This window comes from Kosakonia sp. S42 (assembly GCF_016624785.1).
Taxonomy (GTDB): Bacteria; Pseudomonadota; Gammaproteobacteria; order Enterobacterales; family Enterobacteriaceae; genus Kosakonia; species Kosakonia cowanii.
On the sequence record NZ_JACVTW010000017.1, the window covers coordinates 47,561 to 68,467 of the forward strand.

The following is a 20,907-nucleotide window of genomic DNA, read 5'->3' on the forward strand; positions in this document are numbered from 1 at the left end:
ATGGCAACATTTTCCCTTGGTAAACACCCGCACGTTGAGCTGTGCGACCTGCTGAAACTGGAAGGCTGGAGCGAGAGCGGCGCGCAAGCGAAGATCGTTATCGCCGACGGTTATGTGAAGGTCGACGGCGTGGTTGAAACGCGTAAGCGTTGCAAAATTGTCGCCGGGCAAACCGTGACCTTCGACGGGCAGAGCGTCACCGTCACCGCGTAACCTCCTGTGCCCGATGGCGCTGCGCTTATCGGGCCTACGATCTCCCATGATGATCCCATCCGCGTAGGCCGGATAAGGCGCAGCCGTCATCCGGCAATGCCCACTCAATGCCCCTTCACCGATAACGGTCAATTACCGATCAACCTCAAAGAATCACCAATTCCTCTGGCTGAACACCAAATTTCTGTTGCGGCGTTTTAAGAGTTATCTCACGATAAGTAGAACGTTCTACTAAAACGTTCTACTAACAAAAATAACGCGCAAAACGCGCAACTTCGGGGGAAGTCAGCATGAATCTGATATCTGGATTTGTTAAATCGCTCTCTAAATTGTCGATGATTGGTCGCGCGTTAATGCTGCCTATCTCGCTGCTACCCGCTGCGGGCCTGTTACTGGCCTTCGGCGATAAATTCCACCTGCCGTTAATGATGAATGCCGGTGGCGTCATCTTTGACAACCTGCCTATGCTCTTCGCCATCGGCTCTGCGGTTGGTCTGGCCTCGGAATCGGGCATCGCTGCCCTCTCGGCGGCGGTCTCGGTCTTCATCACCAACATTACTATCGGCACCATGCTCGGCATTACGCCGGAGATGGCCTCCCAGGGCGGCAAATACGCGATGGTGGTCGGCATCCCGACCTTACAGATGGGCGTCTTCGGCGGCCTTATCTGCGGTATTCTCGCTGCCTGGTGCTACAACCGCTTCCATACCCTGCAATTGCCGGAGTTTCTCGGCTTCTTCTCCGGTAAGCGTTTTGTCGCCATCGCCACCGCGTTTCTTTCGTTCTTACTCGGTCTGCTGCTGCCCTATGTCTGGCAACATATTCAGGCCGGTATTGATGCGCTGTCAGTGGTGGTCAACGGTGATAACCAGGCGGCATCGACCTTTATCTTCGGTCTGGTCGAACGCGCGCTGATCCCGCTGGGCCTGCACCATATCTGGTACCCTTCGTTCTGGTACTCATTTGGCGATTACACCACTCAGGCAGGCCAGGTGATCCACGGCGATCAGACAATCTGGTTCAAAATGCTGGAAGAGGGAGTGAAATCCTTCAGCAGCGACAGCTACCACGACGCCGGTAAGTTTATGCAGGGCGAGTTCCCGCTGATGCTGTTTGCGCTGCCAGCGGCCTGTCTGGCGATGTACCACGAAGCGCATACGCGTAACAAAAAGATCGCTTTCGGTATTCTCTTCTCCGCCGCGCTGACCTGCTTCCTGACGGGCATCACCGAGCCGGTTGAGTTCACCTTTATCTTTGTGGCCCCGATCCTCTATGTCTTTAACGCCATCATGGCGGGCCTGGCCTATATGTCGATGTATCTGCTGCATGCACACATCGCCAAATCCTTCTCCGCAGGCTTTATCGATTATCTGTCGTTTGGCATCCTGCCGTCGTTTAACGGCTATCAAACCAACTACCTTAACGCAGTGATTGTCGGTATCCCGATGGCGGTGATCTACTACTTCACCTTCCGCTTTGTGATCCGTCGTTTTGATGTCAAAACCCCGGGGCGCACGGACGTAACGGCGACGGCAGATGATAAAACCGACAGCGAGTTGGCCGGTGAAATCATTGGCCTGCTGGGCGGTGAGCAGAATATCGCCTCCGTCGGCTCCTGCATCACCCGTCTGCGTCTGGAAGTAGCCGATAGCAAGAGAGTGGATAAAGATGGGCTGAATAATCTTGGCGCGCGTGGCGTGGTGTTTGTCGGCGACAGCGGCATCCAGGTCATTTTTGGCGCAAGGGCACAATTTATTGCCCAGAGCATGTCCACACAGATCGGCAAAGCATAAGATAACGGCCTGGCACGCACCGGCGTGTCAGGCCCGGCTGAACAGCGTAAACGACAGGGAGCAGCGTTGAAGAAAGTCAGCATTATTGATGTGGCAAAGCACGCGGGCGTCTCCGTTTCCACGGTCTCGCTGGTGCTGCGCCAGAAAGGGAAAATCTCCGACGCGACCATCGAAAAAGTGCAGGTAGCGATTGCCGCACTCGGGTATGTGCATAACGTCGCGGCGGCGAATCTGCGCGCCAACACCTCCAATCTTATCGGTCTTATCCTGCGCGACTTCAGCGACAGCTTCTCAATCAAAGTAATGGCCAGCATCGTGCAGGAGCTGGAAAAGCACGGCTTTATGGTCTTTCTCGGCCAGCCGCTGAATGATGGCGAGCACCTCGAGCGCAGCCTGCTCTCTTTTAAACAGCAGGGCGTGGCTGGCGTCATTTACCTCTCTTGCGATACGCGATCGCTCACCCTGCCCGCGCAACTGCAACAGTGCGCGCTGCCGCTGGTGGTGGTCTCACAATCGCTGCTGGAGGAGCCCTGCGATCTGGTAATGCGTGATAACCGCCAGGCCGCCGCGCTGGCGACCCGCTACCTGATTGAACGCGGTCATCGCAATATTGCCTATATCGGCGGTATTGAGGGGGATGTAATCCGCCAGCAGCGGCTGCTCGGTTTTCGCCACGCCATGGCGCAGCACGGCCTGGTACTGCGCGACGGCGCGACGCCCGCCTGCCACGGCGACACGGAAGCCGCCAGCCGTGCGACTCGTCAGCTACTGGAACAGCACAACACCATCACCGCCCTGCTCTGCCATTCACCCGATGCGATGATTGGCTCGATAAGCGGCATTCATCACACCGGGCGTACCGTCGGGAAAGATCTCTTTTTAACCCAGCAGGTGGCGCTGGTCGGCTTCGAGGATATGCTGCACATCAATCTCACCTCGCCGGCGTTTACCTATGTCTCCTCCGCCAGTGAAGAGAGCGGACGCCAGGCCGCCGGGCTGATGATGCGCAAGCTCAAGGAGCCGCAGTTACAGACGCAGCGCATTACCCTCTCAGGGCAGCTTATCGTGCGTGAATCTGCCTGACGCGCAAATCAGGCGTGAAGAGGGCGCGTTTTGGCTATAATCCCTTTTTTCTCAGGGAGATGCTTTATGCCAACTATCGTCACTCACGCTGCTGTCCCGCTCTGTCTCGGGCTTGGGCTCGGCAGTAAAGTCATCCCTCGGGGTTTGCTGCTGGCGGGAATGGGACTTGCCATGCTGCCGGACGCCGATGTGCTGGCGTTTAAATTCGGCGTCGCTTACGGCGATGTTCTCGGCCACCGCGGTTTTACCCACTCCCTGCTCTTCGCCTTTGTCGTTCCGCTACTGGTCGCCTGGCTTGGGCATAAGCGCTTTAAGGCAAGCCTCGCGCGCTGTTGGGCATTTTTAACCCTCTCTCTGCTGTCGCACAGCCTGCTGGACTCCATCACTACCGGCGGGAAAGGGGTTGGCTGGCTCTGGCCGTGGTCTGATGAACGTTTTTTCGCGCCGTGGCAGGTGATCAAAGTCGCGCCGTTCGCCCTGTCACGCTATACCACGCCCTACGGGCATCAGGTGATCCTCTCTGAGCTGATGTGGGTATGGCTGCCGGGCGTGGTAGTGATGGGATTATTGTGGTGGCGCAGACGGTAAGGCCTGTAGAAAGAAAAAGCCGCCATCCGGCACAGTGCGGATGGCGGCTTCGATAAGCGGACAGCTCGAACGCCTGTCCGCTTTGCGGGATTACTTACGACGCCAGGTGGTGCCCTGCGGGCCATCTTCCAGCACGATGCCCATCTCGTTCAGGCGATCGCGTGCGGCATCAGCCGCCGCCCAGTCCTTCGCTTTACGCGCATCCAGACGCTGCTGAATAAGCTGCTCAATCTCTGCAACTTCGCCGTCATCTGACTGCGCGCCGCTCTGCAGGAAGAGATTCGGGTTCTGCTCCAGCAGACCCAGCACGCCCGCGAGTTTACGCATATGCGATGCCAGCGCGTTAGCTGAATGAGCATCTTCCGTTTTCAGGCGGTTCACTTCACGCGCCATATCAAACAGCACCGAGTAGGCTTCCGGCGTGTTGAAGTCATCATCCATCGCTTCAATAAAGCGCGCTTCAAAGGCTTCACCGCCCTCAGCCGCGACCGAAGCATCGGTTCCGCGCAGCGCGGTGTAGAGACGCTCCAGCGCCGAGCGGGCCTGCTTAAGGTTCTCTTCGCTGTAGTTGAGCTGGCTGCGGTAGTGGCCGGACATCAGGAAGTAGCGAATGGTTTCCGCATCGTAATACTTCAGCACGTCGCGCACGGTAAAGAAGTTACCCAGCGATTTTGACATCTTCTCGCGGTCAACCATCACCATACCGGAGTGCATCCAGTAGTTAACGTATTCGCCATCGTGCGCACAGGTCGACTGGGCGATTTCGTTTTCATGGTGCGGGAACATCAGATCCGATCCGCCGCCGTGAATATCAAAATGCGACCCCAGCTGTTTGCAGTTCATCGCTGAACACTCAATGTGCCAGCCCGGACGCCCTTCGCCCCACGGCGACGGCCAGCTCGGCTCGCCCGGCTTCGACATCTTCCACAGCACGAAATCCATCGGGTTGCGTTTGATATCTGCCACTTCAACGCGTGCGCCTGCCTGCAGCTGGTCGAGATCCTGGCGCGAAAGCTGGCCGTAGTTCGGATCGCTTGGCACGGAGAACATCACATCACCATTATCCGCCACGTAGGCGTGGCCGCGCGCCAGCAGGCTTTCGGTGATCTCAATGATTTCGTGAATATGGTGCGTCGCGCGCGGTTCGTTATCCGGGCGCAGAATATTGAGCGCGTCAAAATCGGTGTGCATTTCGGCGATCATGCGATCGACCAGCGCAACGAAATCTTCGCCATTCTCATTGGCACGTTTGATGATCTTATCGTCGATATCGGTGATATTGCGCACATACTTCAGCTTATAGCCGAGAAAGCGCAGGTAGCGCGCGACGACGTCAAAGGCCACGAAGGTACGGCCATGACCAATATGACAGAGATCGTAAACAGTGATACCACACACGTACATGCCGACTTCCCCGGCATGGATAGGTTTGAATTCCTCTTTTTGGCGCGTCAGTGTATTAAAAATTTTTAACATCGAAGATTCCATGTAGACGTGTGTGGGCGTGAAAACCGTATATATTACCTGTAATTCAAACCCGAAGCAGCTCACTTTGCAAGGTGATCCAGCCTCGCGGTTATGCTATAACAAGCCACTATCTCTGACCCAAACGCGGGTCTACGCACCACACTATCAGAACAGGATGCAATAATGGTTACTTTCCACACTAATCACGGCGATATCGTAATCAAAACCTTTGATGACAAAGCGCCTGAAACAGTTAAAAACTTCCTGGACTACTGCCGTGAAGGTTTCTACAACAACACGATTTTCCACCGTGTGATTAACGGCTTTATGATTCAGGGCGGCGGTTTCGAACCGGGCATGAATCAGAAAGTCACGAAAGACGCGATCAAAAACGAAGCCAACAACGGCCTGAAAAACACCCGTGGCACGCTGGCAATGGCGCGTACCCAGGCTCCGCACTCCGCAACCGCACAGTTCTTCATCAACGTTGCGGACAACGACTTCCTGAACTTCAGCGGTGAAAACCTGCAGGGTTGGGGCTACTGCGTCTTCGCAGAAGTGGTTGAAGGTATGGACGTGGTCGACAAAATCAAAGCGGTCTCTACCGGTCGCAGCGGCATGCACCAGGACGTTCCGAAAGAAGATGTGATCATCGAAAGCGTGGACGTCAGCGAGTAATTCGTGGCTACACTCTTTATCGCAGATCTGCATCTGCACACGGAAGAACCGGCGATCACCGCCGGTTTTCTCCATTTTTTAGACGGCGTTGCCCGTGAGGCCGACGCGCTCTACATTCTGGGCGATCTGTTCGAAGCCTGGATTGGTGATGACGATCCCAACCCGCTGCACCAGCGCGTCGCAGCCGCCATCCGCGCCCTTGTCGACAGCGGCGTCCCCTGCTATTTCATCCACGGCAACCGCGATTTTCTGCTCGGCAAACGCTTTGCTCGCGAAAGCGGCATGCAGCTTCTTCCGCAGGAAAAAGTACTCAACCTCTATGGTCGTAACGTGCTGATTATGCACGGCGACACGCTTTGCACCGACGATGCTGGCTACCAGGCCTTTCGCGCCAAAGTGCATCAGCCGTGGCTACAAACCCTGTTTCTCGCCCTGCCGCTGTTTATTCGCCACCGCGTGGCGGCAAAAATGCGCGCTGGCAGCCGTGCAGCCAACAGCAGCAAATCGCTGGCGATCATGGATGTCAACCAGCAGGCCGTAATTGAGGCGATGGAAAAGCATCGCGTCCAGTGGCTGATCCACGGTCACACCCACCGCCCGGCCGTTCATCAACTGACCGCAAATGATGCCCCCGCCTGGCGCGCCGTACTGGGTGCCTGGCACAGCGAAGGCTCAATGATTCGCGTCAGCGAAAGCGACGTAGAACTCGTGCAATTCCCCTTCTGACATACGAACTGGCTTACCGATAAATGAAGCAAACTTCATTGCGCAACCGTTTTCCTTGCCTTTTTTCCATGCTATTCTCTCTGCCCTCTGAAGTAGTCTGAAGCACACCCACAGGAGTTTTGAGACGCATGTCTTTAAGCAACCAACCGGCGCGCATCGCCATTGTTATGGGTTCTAAAAGCGATTGGGCCACCATGCAATTCGCTGCAGAAATCCTCGATACCCTGAATGTCCCGCACCACGTTGAAATCGTCTCTGCCCACCGTACGCCCGATAAACTGTTTAGCTTTGCTGAACAGGCGGAGCAAAACGGCTTTCAGGTGATTATCGCAGGCGCCGGCGGCGCGGCGCATCTGCCGGGCATGATTGCTGCCAAAACGCTGGTGCCGGTGCTGGGTGTGCCGGTACAAACCGCAGCCTTAAGCGGCGTCGACAGCCTCTACTCCATCGTGCAGATGCCGCGCGGTATTCCCGTCGGTACGCTGGCGATTGGTAAAGCGGGCGCGTCAAACGCGGCGCTGCTGGCCGCGCAGATCCTTGCCCAGCATGATGCAGAACTTCATCAGCGCCTGGCCGACTGGCGCCAGGGGCAGACGGACGAAGTGCTGGATAACCCGGATCCACGGGGTGCGGCATGAAACAGGTCTGTATATTGGGCAACGGCCAGCTTGGGCGCATGCTGCGCCAGGCGGGTGAGCCGTTAAGCATTGCCGTCTGGCCCGTCGGGCTGGACGACGCACCGGAAGCGGTGCCGTTTCAGCAGAGCGTGATTACCGCCGAGATTGAGCGCTGGCCAGAAACCGCGTTAACCCGCGAGCTGGCGCGCCATCCGGCGTTTGTAAACCGCGACGTCTTCCCGGTGATTGCCGATCGCTTCACGCAAAAACAGCTGTTCGACAAACTTAACCTCGCTACCGCGCCGTGGCAGCTGCTGGCCGATAAAAGCGAGTGGCCAGGCGTGTTCGAGCACCTGGGCGAACTGGCGATCGTGAAACGCCGCGTTGGCGGTTACGACGGTCGCGGCCAGTGGCGTTTACGCGCAGCCGATATCGATCAGCTGCCGGAGGAGTGCTACGGCGAGTGCATCGTTGAGCAGGGGATCAACTTCTCCGGCGAAGTGTCGCTGGTCGGTGCCCGCGCCCACGATGGCAGCACCGTTTTTTATCCGCTGACCCACAACCTGCATCAGGATGGCATTCTGCGCACCAGCGTGGTCTTCCCGCAGCCGAATGCTAAACAGCAGCAGCAGGCGGAAGCGATGCTGTCGGCGATTATGCATGAGCTGAACTATGTCGGCGTGATGGCAATGGAGTGTTTCGTGACTCCTGGTGGTCTGCTGATTAATGAACTGGCACCGCGCGTGCACAACAGCGGTCACTGGACGCAAAATGGTGCCTCGATCAGCCAGTTTGAGCTGCATCTGCGCGCGATAGTCGATTTACCCCTGCCGCCGCCGGTGGTCAACAGCCCGTCGGTGATGATCAACCTGATCGGCAGCGATCTTAACTACGACTGGCTGAAGCTGCCGCTGGTGCATCTGCACTGGTATGACAAAGAGGTGCGCGCCGGGCGCAAAGTGGGTCATCTCAACCTGAATGACAGCGATACAGGCCGCCTCAGCGCGACGCTGGAAGCGCTGGTGCCGTTACTGCCACCCGAGTATGCCAGCGGCATTGCCTGGGCGCAGTCGAAGCTGTAAGGGTCACAGCTGCCGGATGGCGGCTTGCGCCTTATCCGGCCTACATTGCATGACACCGACGGGTTTTGTAGGCCTGATAAGCGAAGCGCCATTAGGCAAAATCCCTCCGCTCCCACACCGTAGGCCGGATAAGCGAAGCGCCATCCGGCAAAATTCCCCCACACCCGACACATTCCGGCGTAAAATCGGCACCAGTTTTTGCAGAAGGACGCCCGATGAACGACGCCACCGATTATCTCGCCATCCTGCGGGATAACACGCCCCTTATTGATCTCCGCGCCCCGGTTGAATTTGCCAAAGGCGCGATGCCCGCCGCCATCAACCTGCCGCTGATGAACGACAGCGAACGCGCTGCCGTCGGCACCTGCTATAAACGCGACGGTGCAGAAGCCGCGTTGCGGCTCGGCCACAAACTGGTTAATGGCGATACCCGCGAGCAGCGAATTGCGGCGTGGGTCGCAGCCTATAAAACCTCGCCACAAGCCCTGCTCTGCTGCGCGCGCGGCGGCCAGCGCTCGCATATTGTGCAGCAGTGGCTGCGCGAGCGGAAGATTGATCTACCGCTGGTCGCAGGCGGCTATAAAGCACTGCGCCAGGCGGCAATTGAGGCGACGCAGGTGCGCATTCAGCGCCCGCTACTGCTGGTGGGCGGCTGTACCGGCAGCGGCAAAACCCTGCTGGTGCGCGAGCACCCTAACGGAATCGATCTGGAGGGGCTTGCCCACCATCGCGGTTCATCGTTTGGCCGCACGGCTAAGGCGCAGCACGCGCAGGCGACGTTTGAAAACCACCTGGCGACCGCGCTGCTAAAAGTGTCGCCGCCGTTCTGGCTGCTGGAAGATGAAGGCCGGGCGATTGGCGCAAACCATCTGCCCGAAGCTCTGCGCGAGCGTATGGCGCAATCGCCGCTGGTGATTGTCGACGATCCGTTTGAGTTGCGCCTTGAGCGGCTGCGCGAGGAGTATTTTGTGCAGACCCTGCAGGCTTTTATTGACCGTGACGGTGAAGAGGCAGGATGGGAGACTTACGCGGAGTATCTGCGCCACGGGCTGTTTGCCATTCGCCGCCGGCTCGGTTTACAGCGCTATGACCAACTGACTCTCCATCTGGAGGCGGCGCTGGCTGAGCAGCGAAGCCGCGGCACCACAGAGGCGCATTTCGCCTGGCTCGCCCCGTTGCTGGAGGTCTATTACGATCCGATGTATCGCTACCAGCTGGAGAAACGCGCGCCGATCGTCCATTTTCGCGGCACATTCAAAGAGGTTTCTGCCTGGCTGGCAGCACAGTAAAGCGTGCCGGATGGCGCTAACGCTTATCCGGCCTACATACCGTGATGCCAATAGGTTTTGTAGGCCTGATAAGCGAAGCGCCATCAGGCATGTGCCGCACCGAACTCAATTGCCGGATGGCGGCGTTGCCTTATCCGGCCTACAGACCCTGATGCCAATGGGTTTGTAGGCCTGATAAGCGAAGCGCCATCAGGCACATTCCATTTGGGTCTAATGTCGGTCGCGTTTATCGGCCCGTTTCGCCAGCCAGTCGCCGACGACCTGCACAATCTGCACCAGAATAATCAGCGCCACGACGGTGACAATCATCACCTGGGTTTCATACCGGTAATAGCCGAAACGGATCGCAAGATCGCCGACCCCGCCGCCGCCGACAATCCCCGCCATCGCGGAATAGCCAATCAGGCTGACCAGCGTAATGGTTAAGCCGCGCAGCAGCCCGGCGCTCGCTTCCGGCAGCAGCACGGTGCAGATAATGCGTAGCGGGCTGGCCCCAAAGGCTTCCGCCGCCTCAATAATCCCCTTGTCCACTTCGCGCAGCGCGCTGTCCACCAGCCGCGCATAAAAGGCGATAGCCGCCACCGATAATGGCACCGACGCCGCGATAGGCCCAATCGTGTTACCGAGCAGCCACTGCGTCAGCGGCAGGAGCAGCACCAGCAGGATGACAAACGGCACCGAGCGGATAATGTTCACCAGAATGGAACTCAACAGGTAGACGGCGCGGTTTTGCCAGAACAGATGCCTGTCGGTGACGAAAATCAGGAAACCGAGCGGCAGGCCGCCGACAATCGCCAGCACCGTTGAGATGCTGAGCATCTGGAATGTTTCGCCAAACGCGAGGCTCAAATCAGCCAGTAAATCATCCACGGATCACCTCCACCTGCGCCGTCCGGCTGTGAATGTACGCCACGGCATCGCTGACTGCCTGCGGGTTCTCCGCCGTCAGCTGCACCACTAAAATGCCCAACGCGCGCTCACCGATATACTCGATTTTGCCGTGCAGAATATTGACCGCCACGCCGAATTTTACCGCCGCGTCCGAAAGCACTGGCTGTTCGGCAGAGTCACCGATAAACAGCACCTTCAGCAGCTGACCGGGAAGATGTTCATGCAGACGCGCGGGCAGCGTCAGGTTGAGAGTGTGCGACACCAGTTGCTGCGTAAACGGGTGCTGCGGATGGGCAAAAATATCGAACACCTCGCCCTCTTCCACCACTTTGCCCGCCGACATCACCGCCACGCGATCGCAGATGGTTTTGATGACATTCATCTCATGGGTGATCAGCACAATGGTGATCCCCATCTGCGCGTTAATCTCTTTAAGCAGCGCCAGAATGGTGGCAGAAGTTTCCAGATCCAGCGCGGAAGTCGGCTCATCGCAGAGCAGCACATCCGGGTGGTTGGCGATGGCGCGCGCAATGCCGACACGCTGCTTTTGCCCGCCGCTAAGCTGCACCGGGTAGCGATTCGCTTTATCGCTTAAGCCTACCAGAGCGAGGATCTCCGCCACGCGTGGCGCAATTTTACTCCGCTCCCACCCCGCAGCCTTCAGGCTGAAGGCGACGTTCTGCGCCACTGTGCGGGTATGCATCAGGTTGAAGTGCTGGAAAATCATGCCAATGCGCTGGCGCGCCTGGCGCAGCGTCACGCCCTCTAAATCAGAAATGGTGACGCCGTTAATATTGACTCGCCCTTCGCTTGGGCGTTGCAGAGCATTAAGCGTGCGCAGCAGGGTACTTTTGCCCGCGCCGCTGGTGCCAACAATGCCGAAAATCTCTCCGGCAGCAATGCGCAGCGAGACCGCCTCGACGGCGCGCGTCGCGCCGCTGCCACCGCGCCCGGCCGGAAAATCGACGCAAACGTTATCTAATTCAATCATGCCAACCTCAAACGGCAAAAAACAAAAGGCAGGCCGCAGCCTGCCCGATCACTCATCCGCTGTTATTGTTTATCCGCGCTCTGCATCCAGTCAGGTTTCTGGAAAGCGGCAAAGATATTTTTCGGATCGTTGATCACCGCGCGGTAAGCCGGGGATTTCACCGCCGTCACGATATCTTTCGCGAAGGGCTTGTCGGCATCTTCACTGCGCACAGCAATGATGTTTTTCAGGTTCTCGTCGAGCTTCTCCTGCTTGATCGCCGACGAGAGATCCATCCCGGCGGCGACCGCAAAGTTGCCGTTTACCAACGAGGCGGTGACGCCATCGAGCGTACGCGGCAGCTGCGCGGCTTCCAGCGGTTTAAACACCAGCCCTTTCGGGTTGCTGGCGATATCGCGCTCGGAGGCTTTGGTCGGATCGATAGCGTCTTTGATGGTAATCAGCCCCAGCGATTGCAGGAAGCGCAGCCCCCGCGCCAGGTTAGTGGGATCGTTTGAGAGGGTGATGATATCGCCCTTCTTCAGCTCATCGAGGCTTTTGATTTTGTGCGAGTAAAAACCCATCCCGGCGGTCGGCACGGCGATCAGCTTGCTGAGCTTAAGGCCTTTATCGGCGGTGAATTTGTCGAAATAGAGGCTGTGCTGGAAGAGGTTGGCATCGATGCTGCCGTTAGCCAGCGCCATGTTTGGCTGCACGTAATCGCTGAATTCGCGCACCACAACTTTATAGCCCTTCTCTTTCAACGAAGGGGCAATCGCCTGTTTAACCATATCGCCATACGGCCCCGGCGCGACGCCGAAAACGATGGAGTGTGGATCGCTGTTGGCCTGCGCGAAAGGCAGACCGCAAACCAGAAGTAGTGCGCCAAAAAGCGCGCGTAAACCGAGACGAGGTCCCATACATTCTCCCTGATGGTAATGATGTGCTGTGTGACGCGGCGTGCAGTGCGTCGCGTTCAGTGTGCGCCTTGTCGATAAGGCCGGGGAATAAGATGGCACAAAGCCAGCGCAGCGGTAATTGAAAAAAATTCAACTTGTCAGGGAGAGGGAGGAGAAATGCCGGATGGCGGCGATGCCTTATCCGGCCTACGCTGGCACAGTTCCGTAGGCCTGATAAGCGAAGCGCCATCAGGCATTTATGGCACCGGGCACAATGCCAGACCGATTGCCGGATGGCGGCGATGCCTTATCCGGCCTACGTTGGTACAGTTCCGTAGGCCTGATAAGCGAAGCGCCATCAGGCATTTGTAGCGTGCTGTGCGGCCTGCGCATCAGAGGCAGGCCGCACAGGTGTCGATTAGAAATCGTAACGCAGACGAACCAGGTTCATATCGCCCAGGTTGTCGGTGCTGGAGGTGAAGACGTGTTCGTAATCGACACGGAAACCATAATCCAGCTGCACGGTTACACCCACGCCATTATCGATACGCTGATAATTACGGCCATTGGCGAACTCCAGACGGTCACCCATCACGTACGGCTGAATGTATTTCACCGCGTACTGTGCGATCGGGAATTTATACCCGGCAAAGTACTCAACGCCCCACGCATCGCCCGCGAAGTAGTTATGCACATCCTTCTTCTTGGTCAGCATGAAGTTTTGATACCAGCCGCCGCCCAGCGAGAAGGTCCAGTTATCCGGGGTCCAGCTCAGCGCGGTGCCAAGGATGTTCTGATCGTAGGTTTTGCTGTCGCCGGTAGAAGGCTGACGCATATCCGCACGGGTGTAGTTCCACGCCGCGCCCCAGGTCAGATCGTCAGTCAGGTGATAATCGAGACCCAGTGAACCGCCGCTTTTACGTTTGTAACGGTTGCCGTCGGTCGCCAGGTAATCATCGCTGAACAGGTAAGAAGCATAAATATCCGCGTCACCAACGGTTTTCTTATATTTCAGCATTTTGCGTGAACGATAAGAGCCGTCGTAATCGCCTTTGATGCCGTTACCCGGTGCCTGCGCCAGCATGTCGTAGTCCCAGATATCGGTTTTCGCGCCGACCACATCGTAATAAACGCTGTTCTGCTGACCGAAGGTTAAGGTGCCCCAGGTCTGGCTTTTCAGACCGGTGTAGAGCATACGGCGCGTGGTGTTGTGCACGGTTTCCGCGTAGTGGTTATCCCAGTCGAACAGTTTCGGGATATCAACGCCCAGCTCGTAGTAGCTGACCCAGCTAATGTCATCGAACAGGTAGTAATCCGCTGCGAAACGGAAGCGGGAGCCGCCGTCAAAACCGTTACGTTTAAAGGCGTTTTTGCCATCGTTACCGGTCATATTCTGGAACTGTGGGCGAATCGAGCCGCCGACGGTGAAGTTCAGGCGGCTAAGGGGATCGCCCGCCTGCGGGTTTTGTTTCAGAACAGTAATTTCTGCTTGTGCTGTGAAAGACGCCAACGCCACTGCTGCGCCAATGGCTGTCGCCAGGGCGCTTGTTTTTATTTTCATTGTTTTTCCTTGGGAATAGATACAACTAACTGTTAATTAGCGCGCGCATCATAGCTTTTATAAGATTCTGGTGGGTGAAGTTTTTTTAATGTTTTGTGCTACTAAACAACTATCGATTAATTGTTTACACGTTGAAATAGTGCGACACCGATTGAATTATCGGTGCCGATTTTTCAGGCAGGATTAACCACTAAATTGACGAAACAGCGCCTTACCCTTTAACAAACGGCTGCCTAACCACCCGCCGCACAGGGAGAGCAGCAGCGCCCCGCAGAGCGGCAGCGTGATCCACAGCCGCCAGTCGGGCTGCCACGGGAAGTCAAACACACGGGTTTGCAGCAGCGCCAGCGCCGTTTCCGCGCCGATGGCGGCGACCAGCTCGGAGACCAGCCCCAGCAGCGCAAACTCACACCACAAGGTGGTGCGCAGCAGCCGTTTGCCTGCTCCCAGCGTGCGGTAGACCACCAGCTCCTGGTGACGCTGACGCATACCGACCTGCACCTGCGCCAGCAGCAGTAACACGCCGCAGGCGGTAACCAGCACCACCATCACTTCCAGCGCCCGGCTCACCTGCTCCAGCACCTGGCCGACCTGTTTTAAAATCGCGCCAATATCGAGCAGGCTAATGGTCGGAAAGGCGCGGTTAAGCTGCGTTAACATGCCGTTGTTCCCCTCCAGCCGGAAGCTGGTGAGCCAGCTCTGCGGCTGCCCGTCGAGCGCACCCGGCGGGAAAATAAAGAAGAAGTTGGGCCGCAGGCTCTCCCAGTCCACCTTGCGCAGGCTGGAGATTTTTGCGCTGAACGCCTGCGTATCGCCGGTAAACGTCACCGTGTCGCCCAGCTTCAGACCAAGCCGCTCAGCCAGCCCCTCCTCCACCGAGGCTTCACCCGCTTTTGGCGGCCAGTTGCCTGCGGTCAGCGGGTTGTGATCCGGCCGCTGCTGCTGCCAGGTGAGGTTAAGTTCGCGGTTCAGCGCCTCGTCGGCGTTGCCCTCGGTAGACTGGCCGTTAATCTGCGTCATTCTCGCCCGCACAATCGGGTAGAACGCCGCCGGGATCACCTGATGCTCAGCAAGGAAGGTTTTCAGCGGCGCGATCTGCTCCGGGGCGATATTAATCAAAAAGTAGTTCGGGCTTTCGGCCGGTAACTGCTGCTGCCAGCGGTCAAGCAGGTCGCCGCGCAGCACCAGCAGCATCGCCAGCAACATAAACGAGAGGGAGAAGGCCGACAGCTGGCTCAGGGTCGACCACGGCTGGCGCAGCAGACGATTCACCGCCAGACGCAGCGGCAGCGCTTTCAGAGTCAGGCGCTTCAGCACATTAAGCAGCAGCCAGCCGACCACGCCGCAGAGCAGTGCCAGCACTACCGCCCCCGCCAGCACTGCCCACAGCAACATGCTGCCACCCATCAGCCAGGCGAGCAGCAGCACGGTGATAATCGCTACCGCCGGAAGATAGATCTTAAGCGGCCAGACATTCGCTACCGCGTCGCGGCGCAGCACCCGCAGCGGCTGCGTCGCCAGCAGCAGACGATAGGGACGCAGCCCCACCAGCAGCGAGATGACCACGATTGCACCGATGGCCCACAACCACGGCCAGTAGCTTGCGGGCGGCAGCGCGGCAGGCAACACCGGTTTGAGAAGGAGCATCAGCACCTTTTCAAACAGCAGCCCCAGCGCGCCGCCGGTGATCACCGCCAGCCCAAGCAGCAGCGCCCACTGGCCAACAATCAGCTTTTGCAGCTGCGCGCGACCGGCACCGAGGGTTTTCAGAATCGCCACCAGATCGTAGCGGCTGCGGCAGTAGTGGCTCATCGCCACCGCAACGGCGGCAACCGCCAGCAGCAGCGTCAGCAGCGCCGATAGCAGCAAGAACTGCTGCGAACGCTGTAAGGATTTACCCAGCGCGCCGTCATCCTGCTCCAGCCCATACCAGCGCTGATCCGCGCCAAGCTGCGGCAGCAGCCACGTCTCATACTTCTCTAACTGCGCGGGCGTACCGGCAAACTTCACCCGCCAGCTGACGCGGCTGCCCGGCAAGACAGCGCCGGTTTTTGCCACATCGGCGCTGTTCATCAGCAGGCGCGGTGCCATCTGAAAGGGGTTAAACCCAGAATCGGGTTCCTGCGTCACTTCGCCAGCAATACGCAGCGTGGCGTCGCCCACCTCAATCGTGTCGCCCGGTTTAACACTCAGTAAAGCCATCAGGCGCGGAGCGAGCAGCGCCGTGCCCGGCTGCGGTTTCAGCCCGGCGGGCTGCGTCTCCAGCTCGCCATAGAGCGGGTAGCGATTATCCACCGCTTTAACACTCGCCAGCTGCGGCGTGTCGCCAGCAAACGTCATGGTACTGAAGCTCACCTGCTCACTCACTTGCAGGCCGTTTTTACGCGCCTCCTCCAGCCAGCCAGGCGGAATTTCACGCGAGCTGCGCAGGGCGCGGTCGCCGGCCATAAAATCCCGGCTCTGCTGACTTAAGCCCTTCTCCATGCGATCGCCGATGGTGCCGAGCGCCAGCACGCAGGCCACCGCGAGGCTCAGCGCCATCCAGACAATCAGCAGCGATGGCGAGCGCCATTCGCGCCAGAACCAGCGGGCAATCATGCTTCCTCCCGCAGTTCGCCGTTGACCAGCCGCAGCCGCCTGTCACAGCGCGCCGCCAGTTGCGCATCATGGGTCACCAGCAGCAGCGTGGTGCCGTAGTGTTGATTCATTGAGAAGAGCAGGTCAGCGATTTTGTCGCCCGTTTGTCGATCGAGATTGCCGGTCGGCTCATCGGCGAAGAGCACAGCCGGACGACCGTTAAAGGCGCGGGCCAGCGCCACGCGCTGTTGCTCGCCGCCGGAGAGCTGTGCCGGAAGGTGATCGAGGCGCTTGCCCAGCCCCAACTTGTCGAGCAACGCTTTGGCGCTGCTGCGGCTTTCGCTACTCTTTTCACCGCGCAACAGCGCAGGCAGTTCCACGTTTTCCAGCGCGTTAAGGGTCGGGATCAGCATGAAGGATTGAAAAACAAACCCGACATTTTGTGCGCGTAACTGCGCGCGCGCCTCTTCGTCCATTTTGTGTAACGGTTTGCCGAGCAGATGCACTTCGCCGCTGCTGCCATCATCCAGCCCGGCGAGAATGGCGAGCAGCGTCGACTTCCCGGAACCGGACTCGCCAATCAGCGCGATGGTTTCAGCTGGTTTGACAACCAGCTCAACTCCGGTAAGGATTGAAAGCTCCTGCTCCCCCTGACCGACGGACTTCTTAAGATGATGAACTTCAACAATGTTTTCCGCTGGCATTTGCCCTTCCTGTTTTTGCTTTTGTTAACCTTTCGCGCCGCGGCGGCGGACACGCTATTGATTCTTGGTGACAGCCTGAGTGCGGGCTATCGGATGGCGGCAACGGCGGCCTGGCCTGCGCTGCTCAATAACAAGTGGCAGCAACAGCCTGTGGTGGTGAATGCCAGCATCAGCGGCGACACCTCGCAGCAGGGCCTGGCGCGCCTGCCCGCGCTGTTAAAAGAGCATAAACCACGCTGGGTGCTGGTCGAACTCGGCGGCAATGACGGCCTGCGCGGTTTTCCGCCGCAGCAAACGGAACAGACGCTGCGCCAGATTATCCAGACGATAAAGAGCGCCGATGCGAAGCCGCTGCTGATGCAAATACGGCTGCCCGCCAACTACGGTCGTCGTTATACTGAGGCCTTTGGTGCCATTTACCCGAAGCTTTCCAGCGAGCTGGATGTTCCTCTGCTGCCCTTTTTTATGGAAGAAGTCTATCTGAAACCGCAGTGGATGCAGGATGATGGTATTCACCCCAATCGCGATGCCCAGCCGTTTATTGCCGACTGGATGGCCACGCGACTGGCTCCTTTAGTTAATCACGCCTCCTGAATATTCAGGCGCGTCCCCAGGTAAAGTTATGCAAAAAACGGTCTTAATAACAGGATGTTCCAGCGGTATTGGTCTGGAGAGCGCCCGCGAGCTCAAGCGTCAGGGGTTTCGCGTGCTGGCGGCCTGCCGTAAAACCGACGATGTGGCACGCATGGAGCAAGAGGGATTCACCGGCGTGTTGCTCGATCTTGATGACGCGGCGAGCGTGGATCGCGCAGCGGATGACGTGATCGCCCTGACCGGTAATCGCCTCTATGGCCTCTTCAATAACGCCGGTTACGGCGTGTATGGCTCCCTTGACTCCATCAGCCGTGAACAGCTGGAGCAGCAGTTTTCCAGCAACTTTTTCGGCACTCATCAGCTTACGCTGCGTCTGCTTCCGGCCATGCTGCCGCACGGCGAAGGGCGCATTGTGATGACCTCGTCAGTAATGGGCCTTATCTCCACGCCCGGTCGCGGTGCTTATGCCGCAAGTAAATATGCGCTGGAAGCCTGGTCCGATGCGCTGCGCATGGAGCTGCGCCACACCGGTATTAAAGTGAGCCTGATTGAGCCTGGCCCCATCCGCACGCGTTTTACCGATAACGTCAACCAGACGCAGCGCGATAAACCGGTAGAAAACCCCGGCATCGCCGCGCGCTTTACCCTCGGCCCGGAGGCGGTGGTCGCCAAAGTGCGCCATGCTTTTGAGAGTAAACATCCGAAATTGCGCTACCCCGTCACGCTGGTGACTTGGGCGGTTAGCCTGCTGAAACGTCTACTGCCAGCGAGCATGATGGATAAAATTTTGCACGGATGAGTTGAAGGCGCGTGTCGCGTCCCCATCTCATTCTTACTTGTTTAAACAGAGAAATTGCCATGTCCGTACAGAATATCGTCAATATTACCGAAGCGAACCTGCAACAGGTGCTGGAACAGTCCGTTGCGACCCCGGTGCTGTTCTATTTCTGGTCCGAGCGCAGCCAACACTGTCTGCAATTGACGCCGGTCCTGGAAACGCTGGCCGCGCAGTACAACGGGCAGTTTATTCTGGCGAAAGTGGATTGCGATGCCGAGCAGATGGTCGCTTCGCAGTTTGGCCTGCGCGCCATTCCAACGGTCTATCTCTTCCAGAACGGTCAGCCGGTCGATGGTTTCCAGGGCCCGCAGCCGGAAGAGGCGATCCGCGCCCTGCTCGACAAAGTGCTGCCGCGTGAAGAAGAACTAAAAGCGCAGCAGGCGATGGAGTTGATGCAGGCAGGCAACCACGCTGAGGCGCTGCCGCTGCTGAAAGAGGCGTGGCAGCTCTCTAACCAGCAGAGCGAAATCGGCTTCCTGCTGGCGGAAACGCTGATTGTGTTAAACCGCGCCGACGAAGCGGAAGCGGTGCTGAAAGTGGTGCCGTTGCAGGATCAGGACACCCGTTACCAGGGGCTGATCGCGCAGATCGACCTGTTGCGCAAAGCGGCCGATACGCCGGAAATCCAGCAGCTGCAACAGCAGGTTGCCGATAACCCGGAGGATGCGGCGCTGGCAACCCAACTGGCGTTGCAGCTGCATCAGGTTGGGCGTAATGAAGAGGCGCTGGAGCTGCTGTTTAACCACCTGCGTAAAGATCTTGGCGCGGCGAACGGCGACGCGCGTAAAACGCTGCAAGAGATCCTCGCCGCGCTCGGCACCGGCGACGCGCTGGCGTCGAAATACCGTCGTCAGCTCTACTCTCTGCTTTACTGATCACCCTGCTAAATTTGGCGATCGGGCTGCTTTCGTCGCCAATTCGGGCTAAGATGGCATCAAATTAAACAGGAGGTTTTTTTTGATGCCAATCGTCATTATCGTTCTTATCGTCGTCGCGCTGGTTATTGTCTTTTCCGGTGTAAAAATTGTCCCCCAGGGCTTCCAGTGGACCGTGGAACGCTTTGGCCGCTTTACCCGCACACTGCAACCGGGTCTTAGCCTTGTCGTGCCGTTTATGGATCGCATTGGTCGCAAGATCAATATGATGGAACAGGTGCTCGACATCCCTTCCCAGGAGATCATCTCCAAAGATAACGCCAACGTCACCATCGACGCCGTCTGCTTTATTCAGGTTATCGACGCGCCGCGCGCCGCCTATGAGGTGAGCAATCTGGAGCTGGCGATCGTCAACCTGACCATGACCAACATCCGTACCGTGCTTGGCTCGATGGAGCTGGACGAGATGCTCTCCCAGCGTGACAGCATCAACACCCGCCTGCTGCACATTGTCGATGAAGCCACCAACCCGTGGGGCATCAAAGTAACGCGTATTGAGATCCGCGATGTGCGCCCGCCGGCGGAGCTGGTCTCCTCCATGAACGCGCAGATGAAAGCGGAGCGTACTAAACGTGCTTACATCCTTGAAGCCGAAGGGATCCGCCAGGCGGAGATCCTGAAAGCCGAAGGGGATAAACAGTCGCAGATCCTGAAGGCTGAAGGTGAACGTCAGTCTGCCTTCCTGCAGGCAGAAGCGCGTGAGCGTTCGGCGGAAGCGGAAGCCCGCGCCACGCAGATGGTTTCTGAAGCGATCGCCTCCGGCGATATCCAGGCGGTGAACTACTTTGTAGCGCAGAAATATACCGAAGCCCTGCAGCAGATTGGCTCAGCCAACAACAGCAAAGTGGTGATGATGCCGCTGGATGCCAGCAGCCTGCTGGGTGCCATTGGCGGTATTGCAGAGCTGGTGAAAGATAGCGCCAACGAGCGTAAAAAATGATCGCCGAACTGCTGCTTGAACATACCTACCTCGCCTGGCTGACGCTGGGTGGGCTGCTGCTCGCCGCCGAAATGCTCGGCGGCAACGGCTATCTGTTATGGAGCGGCATTGCGGCCGTCGCCACCGGTTTGCTGGCGTGGGTCATCCCGTTTAGCTGGGAGTGGCAGGGTGTGCTGTTTGCCCTGCTGACGCTGCTGGCCGCCTGGCTCTGGTGGCTGTGGTTGTCAAAACGCGTAAAACAGCAAAACCCCGCCGACGCCTCGCTCAACCTGCGCGGGCAACAGCTGCTCGGTCGCCGTTTCACGCTGGATAATGCGCTGGTCAACAGTCGCGGACATATGCGCGTGGGCGACAGCTCATGGCCGGTCTGCGCCGATACCGATCTCGCCGCCGGTACGCGCGTCGAGGTCATCGCCATTGAAGGTATTACGCTGCGTATCACTCCCGTAAGCGACTAACTTA

Annotated in this window: 21 protein-coding genes; 14 read left to right on the top strand and 7 right to left on the bottom strand. The window is 58.1% G+C overall.

The window, feature by feature from the left end:
• The 4 genes from ybcJ to IAE50_RS17510 all read left to right on the top strand — a co-directional run bounded on the left by ybcJ (position 1) and on the right by IAE50_RS17510 (position 3,677).
• Positions 1 to 213, top strand: a complete 213-nt coding sequence (ybcJ, locus tag IAE50_RS17495; protein ID WP_023479056.1) for a ribosome-associated protein YbcJ — start codon at positions 1 to 3, stop codon at positions 211 to 213.
• A gap of 290 nt (positions 214 to 503) precedes the next feature.
• Positions 504 to 2,006, top strand: coding sequence for a PTS transporter subunit EIIC (locus IAE50_RS17500; protein ID WP_200580815.1), 1,503 nt, complete (start codon positions 504 to 506; stop codon positions 2,004 to 2,006).
• Positions 2,007 to 2,072: 66 nt separating this feature from the next.
• Positions 2,073 to 3,089: a substrate-binding domain-containing protein gene (locus IAE50_RS17505; RefSeq protein WP_023479039.1), complete on the top strand. Its 1,017-nt coding sequence runs from the start codon at positions 2,073 to 2,075 to the stop codon at positions 3,087 to 3,089.
• 66 nt (positions 3,090 to 3,155) lie between these two features.
• A complete protein-coding gene (locus IAE50_RS17510; RefSeq protein ID WP_124969296.1) occupies positions 3,156 to 3,677 on the top strand; it encodes a metal-dependent hydrolase in 522 nt (173 codons plus the stop codon).
• 90 nt (positions 3,678 to 3,767) lie between these two features.
• On the opposite strand, the gene cysS is transcribed toward IAE50_RS17510, so the two are convergent.
• Complete coding sequence (cysS, locus tag IAE50_RS17515) at positions 3,768 to 5,153, bottom strand: cysteine--tRNA ligase (protein WP_200580816.1); 1,386 nt, start codon at positions 5,151 to 5,153, stop codon at positions 3,768 to 3,770.
• Positions 5,154 to 5,327: 174 nt separating this feature from the next.
• On the opposite strand from cysS, the gene ppiB reads away from it, so the two are divergent.
• The 5 genes from ppiB (at position 5,328) to mnmH (ending at position 9,536) form a co-directional block, all read left to right on the top strand.
• A complete protein-coding gene (gene ppiB / locus IAE50_RS17520; protein ID WP_023479044.1) occupies positions 5,328 to 5,822 on the top strand; it encodes a peptidylprolyl isomerase B in 495 nt (164 codons plus the stop codon).
• A gap of 3 nt (positions 5,823 to 5,825) precedes the next feature.
• Positions 5,826 to 6,548, top strand: coding sequence for a UDP-2,3-diacylglucosamine diphosphatase (gene lpxH, locus IAE50_RS17525; RefSeq protein WP_200580817.1), 723 nt, complete (start codon positions 5,826 to 5,828; stop codon positions 6,546 to 6,548).
• 128 nt (positions 6,549 to 6,676) lie between these two features.
• Entirely contained in the window at positions 6,677 to 7,186 is a 510-nt protein-coding gene (purE, locus tag IAE50_RS17530; protein WP_094419569.1) for a 5-(carboxyamino)imidazole ribonucleotide mutase, read from the top strand.
• Positions 7,183 to 8,247, top strand: a complete 1,065-nt coding sequence (gene purK / locus IAE50_RS17535; protein ID WP_200580818.1) for a 5-(carboxyamino)imidazole ribonucleotide synthase — start codon at positions 7,183 to 7,185, stop codon at positions 8,245 to 8,247. Before purE ends, purK begins: the two co-directional genes overlap by 4 nt.
• 215 nt (positions 8,248 to 8,462) lie before the next feature.
• Positions 8,463 to 9,536 carry a tRNA 2-selenouridine(34) synthase MnmH gene (gene mnmH / locus IAE50_RS17540; RefSeq protein WP_200580819.1) on the top strand — a complete coding sequence of 358 codons (1,074 nt, stop codon included), beginning with the start codon at positions 8,463 to 8,465 and terminating at the stop codon, positions 9,534 to 9,536.
• Between the two features lie 210 nt (positions 9,537 to 9,746).
• Here the strand turns inward: mnmH and IAE50_RS17545 are convergent, their stop codons facing one another.
• The 6 genes from IAE50_RS17545 to ybbA form a co-directional block, all read right to left on the bottom strand.
• Positions 9,747 to 10,406: a methionine ABC transporter permease gene (locus tag IAE50_RS17545; RefSeq protein ID WP_023479087.1), complete on the bottom strand. Its 660-nt coding sequence runs from the start codon at positions 10,404 to 10,406 to the stop codon at positions 9,747 to 9,749.
• Positions 10,399 to 11,418, bottom strand: coding sequence for a virulence-associated ABC transporter ATP-binding protein SfbB (gene sfbB, locus IAE50_RS17550; protein WP_054804541.1), 1,020 nt, complete (start codon positions 11,416 to 11,418; stop codon positions 10,399 to 10,401). The genes IAE50_RS17545 and sfbB overlap by 8 nt, the downstream gene beginning before the upstream one ends.
• Positions 11,419 to 11,480: 62 nt before the next feature.
• Positions 11,481 to 12,317 carry a MetQ/NlpA family ABC transporter substrate-binding protein gene (locus IAE50_RS17555; protein ID WP_200580820.1) on the bottom strand — a complete coding sequence of 279 codons (837 nt, stop codon included), beginning with the start codon at positions 12,315 to 12,317 and terminating at the stop codon, positions 11,481 to 11,483.
• A gap of 397 nt (positions 12,318 to 12,714) precedes the next feature.
• Entirely contained in the window at positions 12,715 to 13,857 is a 1,143-nt protein-coding gene (locus IAE50_RS17560; RefSeq protein WP_200580821.1) for a porin, read from the bottom strand.
• Between the two features lie 183 nt (positions 13,858 to 14,040).
• Entirely contained in the window at positions 14,041 to 16,455 is a 2,415-nt protein-coding gene (gene ybbP / locus IAE50_RS17565; RefSeq protein ID WP_200580822.1) for a putative ABC transporter permease subunit YbbP, read from the bottom strand.
• The gene (gene ybbA / locus IAE50_RS17570; protein WP_200580823.1) at positions 16,452 to 17,138 is read right to left on the bottom strand and encodes a putative ABC transporter ATP-binding protein YbbA; all 687 of its coding nucleotides are present in this window, start codon (positions 17,136 to 17,138) and stop codon (positions 16,452 to 16,454) included. The genes ybbP and ybbA overlap by 4 nt, the downstream gene beginning before the upstream one ends.
• Here ybbA and tesA point away from each other — a divergent pair.
• From tesA to IAE50_RS17595, 5 genes are all read left to right on the top strand, one after another.
• Entirely contained in the window at positions 17,109 to 17,732 is a 624-nt protein-coding gene (gene tesA, locus IAE50_RS17575) for a multifunctional acyl-CoA thioesterase I/protease I/lysophospholipase L1 (protein WP_200580835.1), read from the top strand. The two genes, ybbA and tesA, sit on opposite strands and share 30 nt — an antisense overlap.
• A gap of 28 nt (positions 17,733 to 17,760) precedes the next feature.
• Complete coding sequence (locus IAE50_RS17580; protein ID WP_200580824.1) at positions 17,761 to 18,531, top strand: SDR family oxidoreductase; 771 nt, start codon at positions 17,761 to 17,763, stop codon at positions 18,529 to 18,531.
• Positions 18,532 to 18,590: 59 nt separating this feature from the next.
• Complete coding sequence (locus tag IAE50_RS17585) at positions 18,591 to 19,445, top strand: co-chaperone YbbN (protein WP_054804535.1); 855 nt, start codon at positions 18,591 to 18,593, stop codon at positions 19,443 to 19,445.
• An 85-nt stretch (positions 19,446 to 19,530) separates the two neighbouring features.
• Entirely contained in the window at positions 19,531 to 20,445 is a 915-nt protein-coding gene (locus IAE50_RS17590) for an SPFH domain-containing protein (RefSeq protein WP_023479088.1), read from the top strand.
• Entirely contained in the window at positions 20,442 to 20,903 is a 462-nt protein-coding gene (locus tag IAE50_RS17595) for an NfeD family protein (protein WP_094192980.1), read from the top strand. Before IAE50_RS17590 ends, IAE50_RS17595 begins: the two co-directional genes overlap by 4 nt.
• The last annotated feature ends 4 nt before the right edge of the window (positions 20,904 to 20,907 follow it).

Bases quoted from the DNA above. Each gene is read 5' to 3' on its own strand.
- ybcJ (WP_023479056.1), top strand. From the start codon at position 1: ATGGCAACATTTTCCCTTGGTAAACACCCGCACGTTGAGCTGTGCGAC.
- IAE50_RS17500 (WP_200580815.1), top strand. From the start codon at position 504: ATGAATCTGATATCTGGATTTGTTAAATCGCTCTCTAAATTGTCGATG.
- IAE50_RS17510 (WP_124969296.1), top strand. From the start codon at position 3,156: ATGCCAACTATCGTCACTCACGCTGCTGTCCCGCTCTGTCTCGGGCTT.
- cysS (WP_200580816.1), bottom strand. From the start codon at position 5,153: ATGTTAAAAATTTTTAATACACTGACGCGCCAAAAAGAGGAATTCAAA.
- ppiB (WP_023479044.1), top strand. From the start codon at position 5,328: ATGGTTACTTTCCACACTAATCACGGCGATATCGTAATCAAAACCTTT.
- purE (WP_094419569.1), top strand. From the start codon at position 6,677: ATGTCTTTAAGCAACCAACCGGCGCGCATCGCCATTGTTATGGGTTCT.
- purK (WP_200580818.1), top strand. From the start codon at position 7,183: ATGAAACAGGTCTGTATATTGGGCAACGGCCAGCTTGGGCGCATGCTG.
- mnmH (WP_200580819.1), top strand. From the start codon at position 8,463: ATGAACGACGCCACCGATTATCTCGCCATCCTGCGGGATAACACGCCC.
- sfbB (WP_054804541.1), bottom strand. From the start codon at position 11,418: ATGATTGAATTAGATAACGTTTGCGTCGATTTTCCGGCCGGGCGCGGT.
- IAE50_RS17555 (WP_200580820.1), bottom strand. From the start codon at position 12,317: ATGGGACCTCGTCTCGGTTTACGCGCGCTTTTTGGCGCACTACTTCTG.
- IAE50_RS17560 (WP_200580821.1), bottom strand. From the start codon at position 13,857: ATGAAAATAAAAACAAGCGCCCTGGCGACAGCCATTGGCGCAGCAGTG.
- ybbP (WP_200580822.1), bottom strand. From the start codon at position 16,455: ATGATTGCCCGCTGGTTCTGGCGCGAATGGCGCTCGCCATCGCTGCTG.
- tesA (WP_200580835.1), top strand. From the start codon at position 17,109: ATGAACTTCAACAATGTTTTCCGCTGGCATTTGCCCTTCCTGTTTTTG.
- ybbA (WP_200580823.1), bottom strand. From the start codon at position 17,138: ATGCCAGCGGAAAACATTGTTGAAGTTCATCATCTTAAGAAGTCCGTC.
- IAE50_RS17580 (WP_200580824.1), top strand. From the start codon at position 17,761: ATGCAAAAAACGGTCTTAATAACAGGATGTTCCAGCGGTATTGGTCTG.
- IAE50_RS17585 (WP_054804535.1), top strand. From the start codon at position 18,591: ATGTCCGTACAGAATATCGTCAATATTACCGAAGCGAACCTGCAACAG.
- IAE50_RS17590 (WP_023479088.1), top strand. From the start codon at position 19,531: ATGCCAATCGTCATTATCGTTCTTATCGTCGTCGCGCTGGTTATTGTC.
- IAE50_RS17595 (WP_094192980.1), top strand. From the start codon at position 20,442: ATGATCGCCGAACTGCTGCTTGAACATACCTACCTCGCCTGGCTGACG.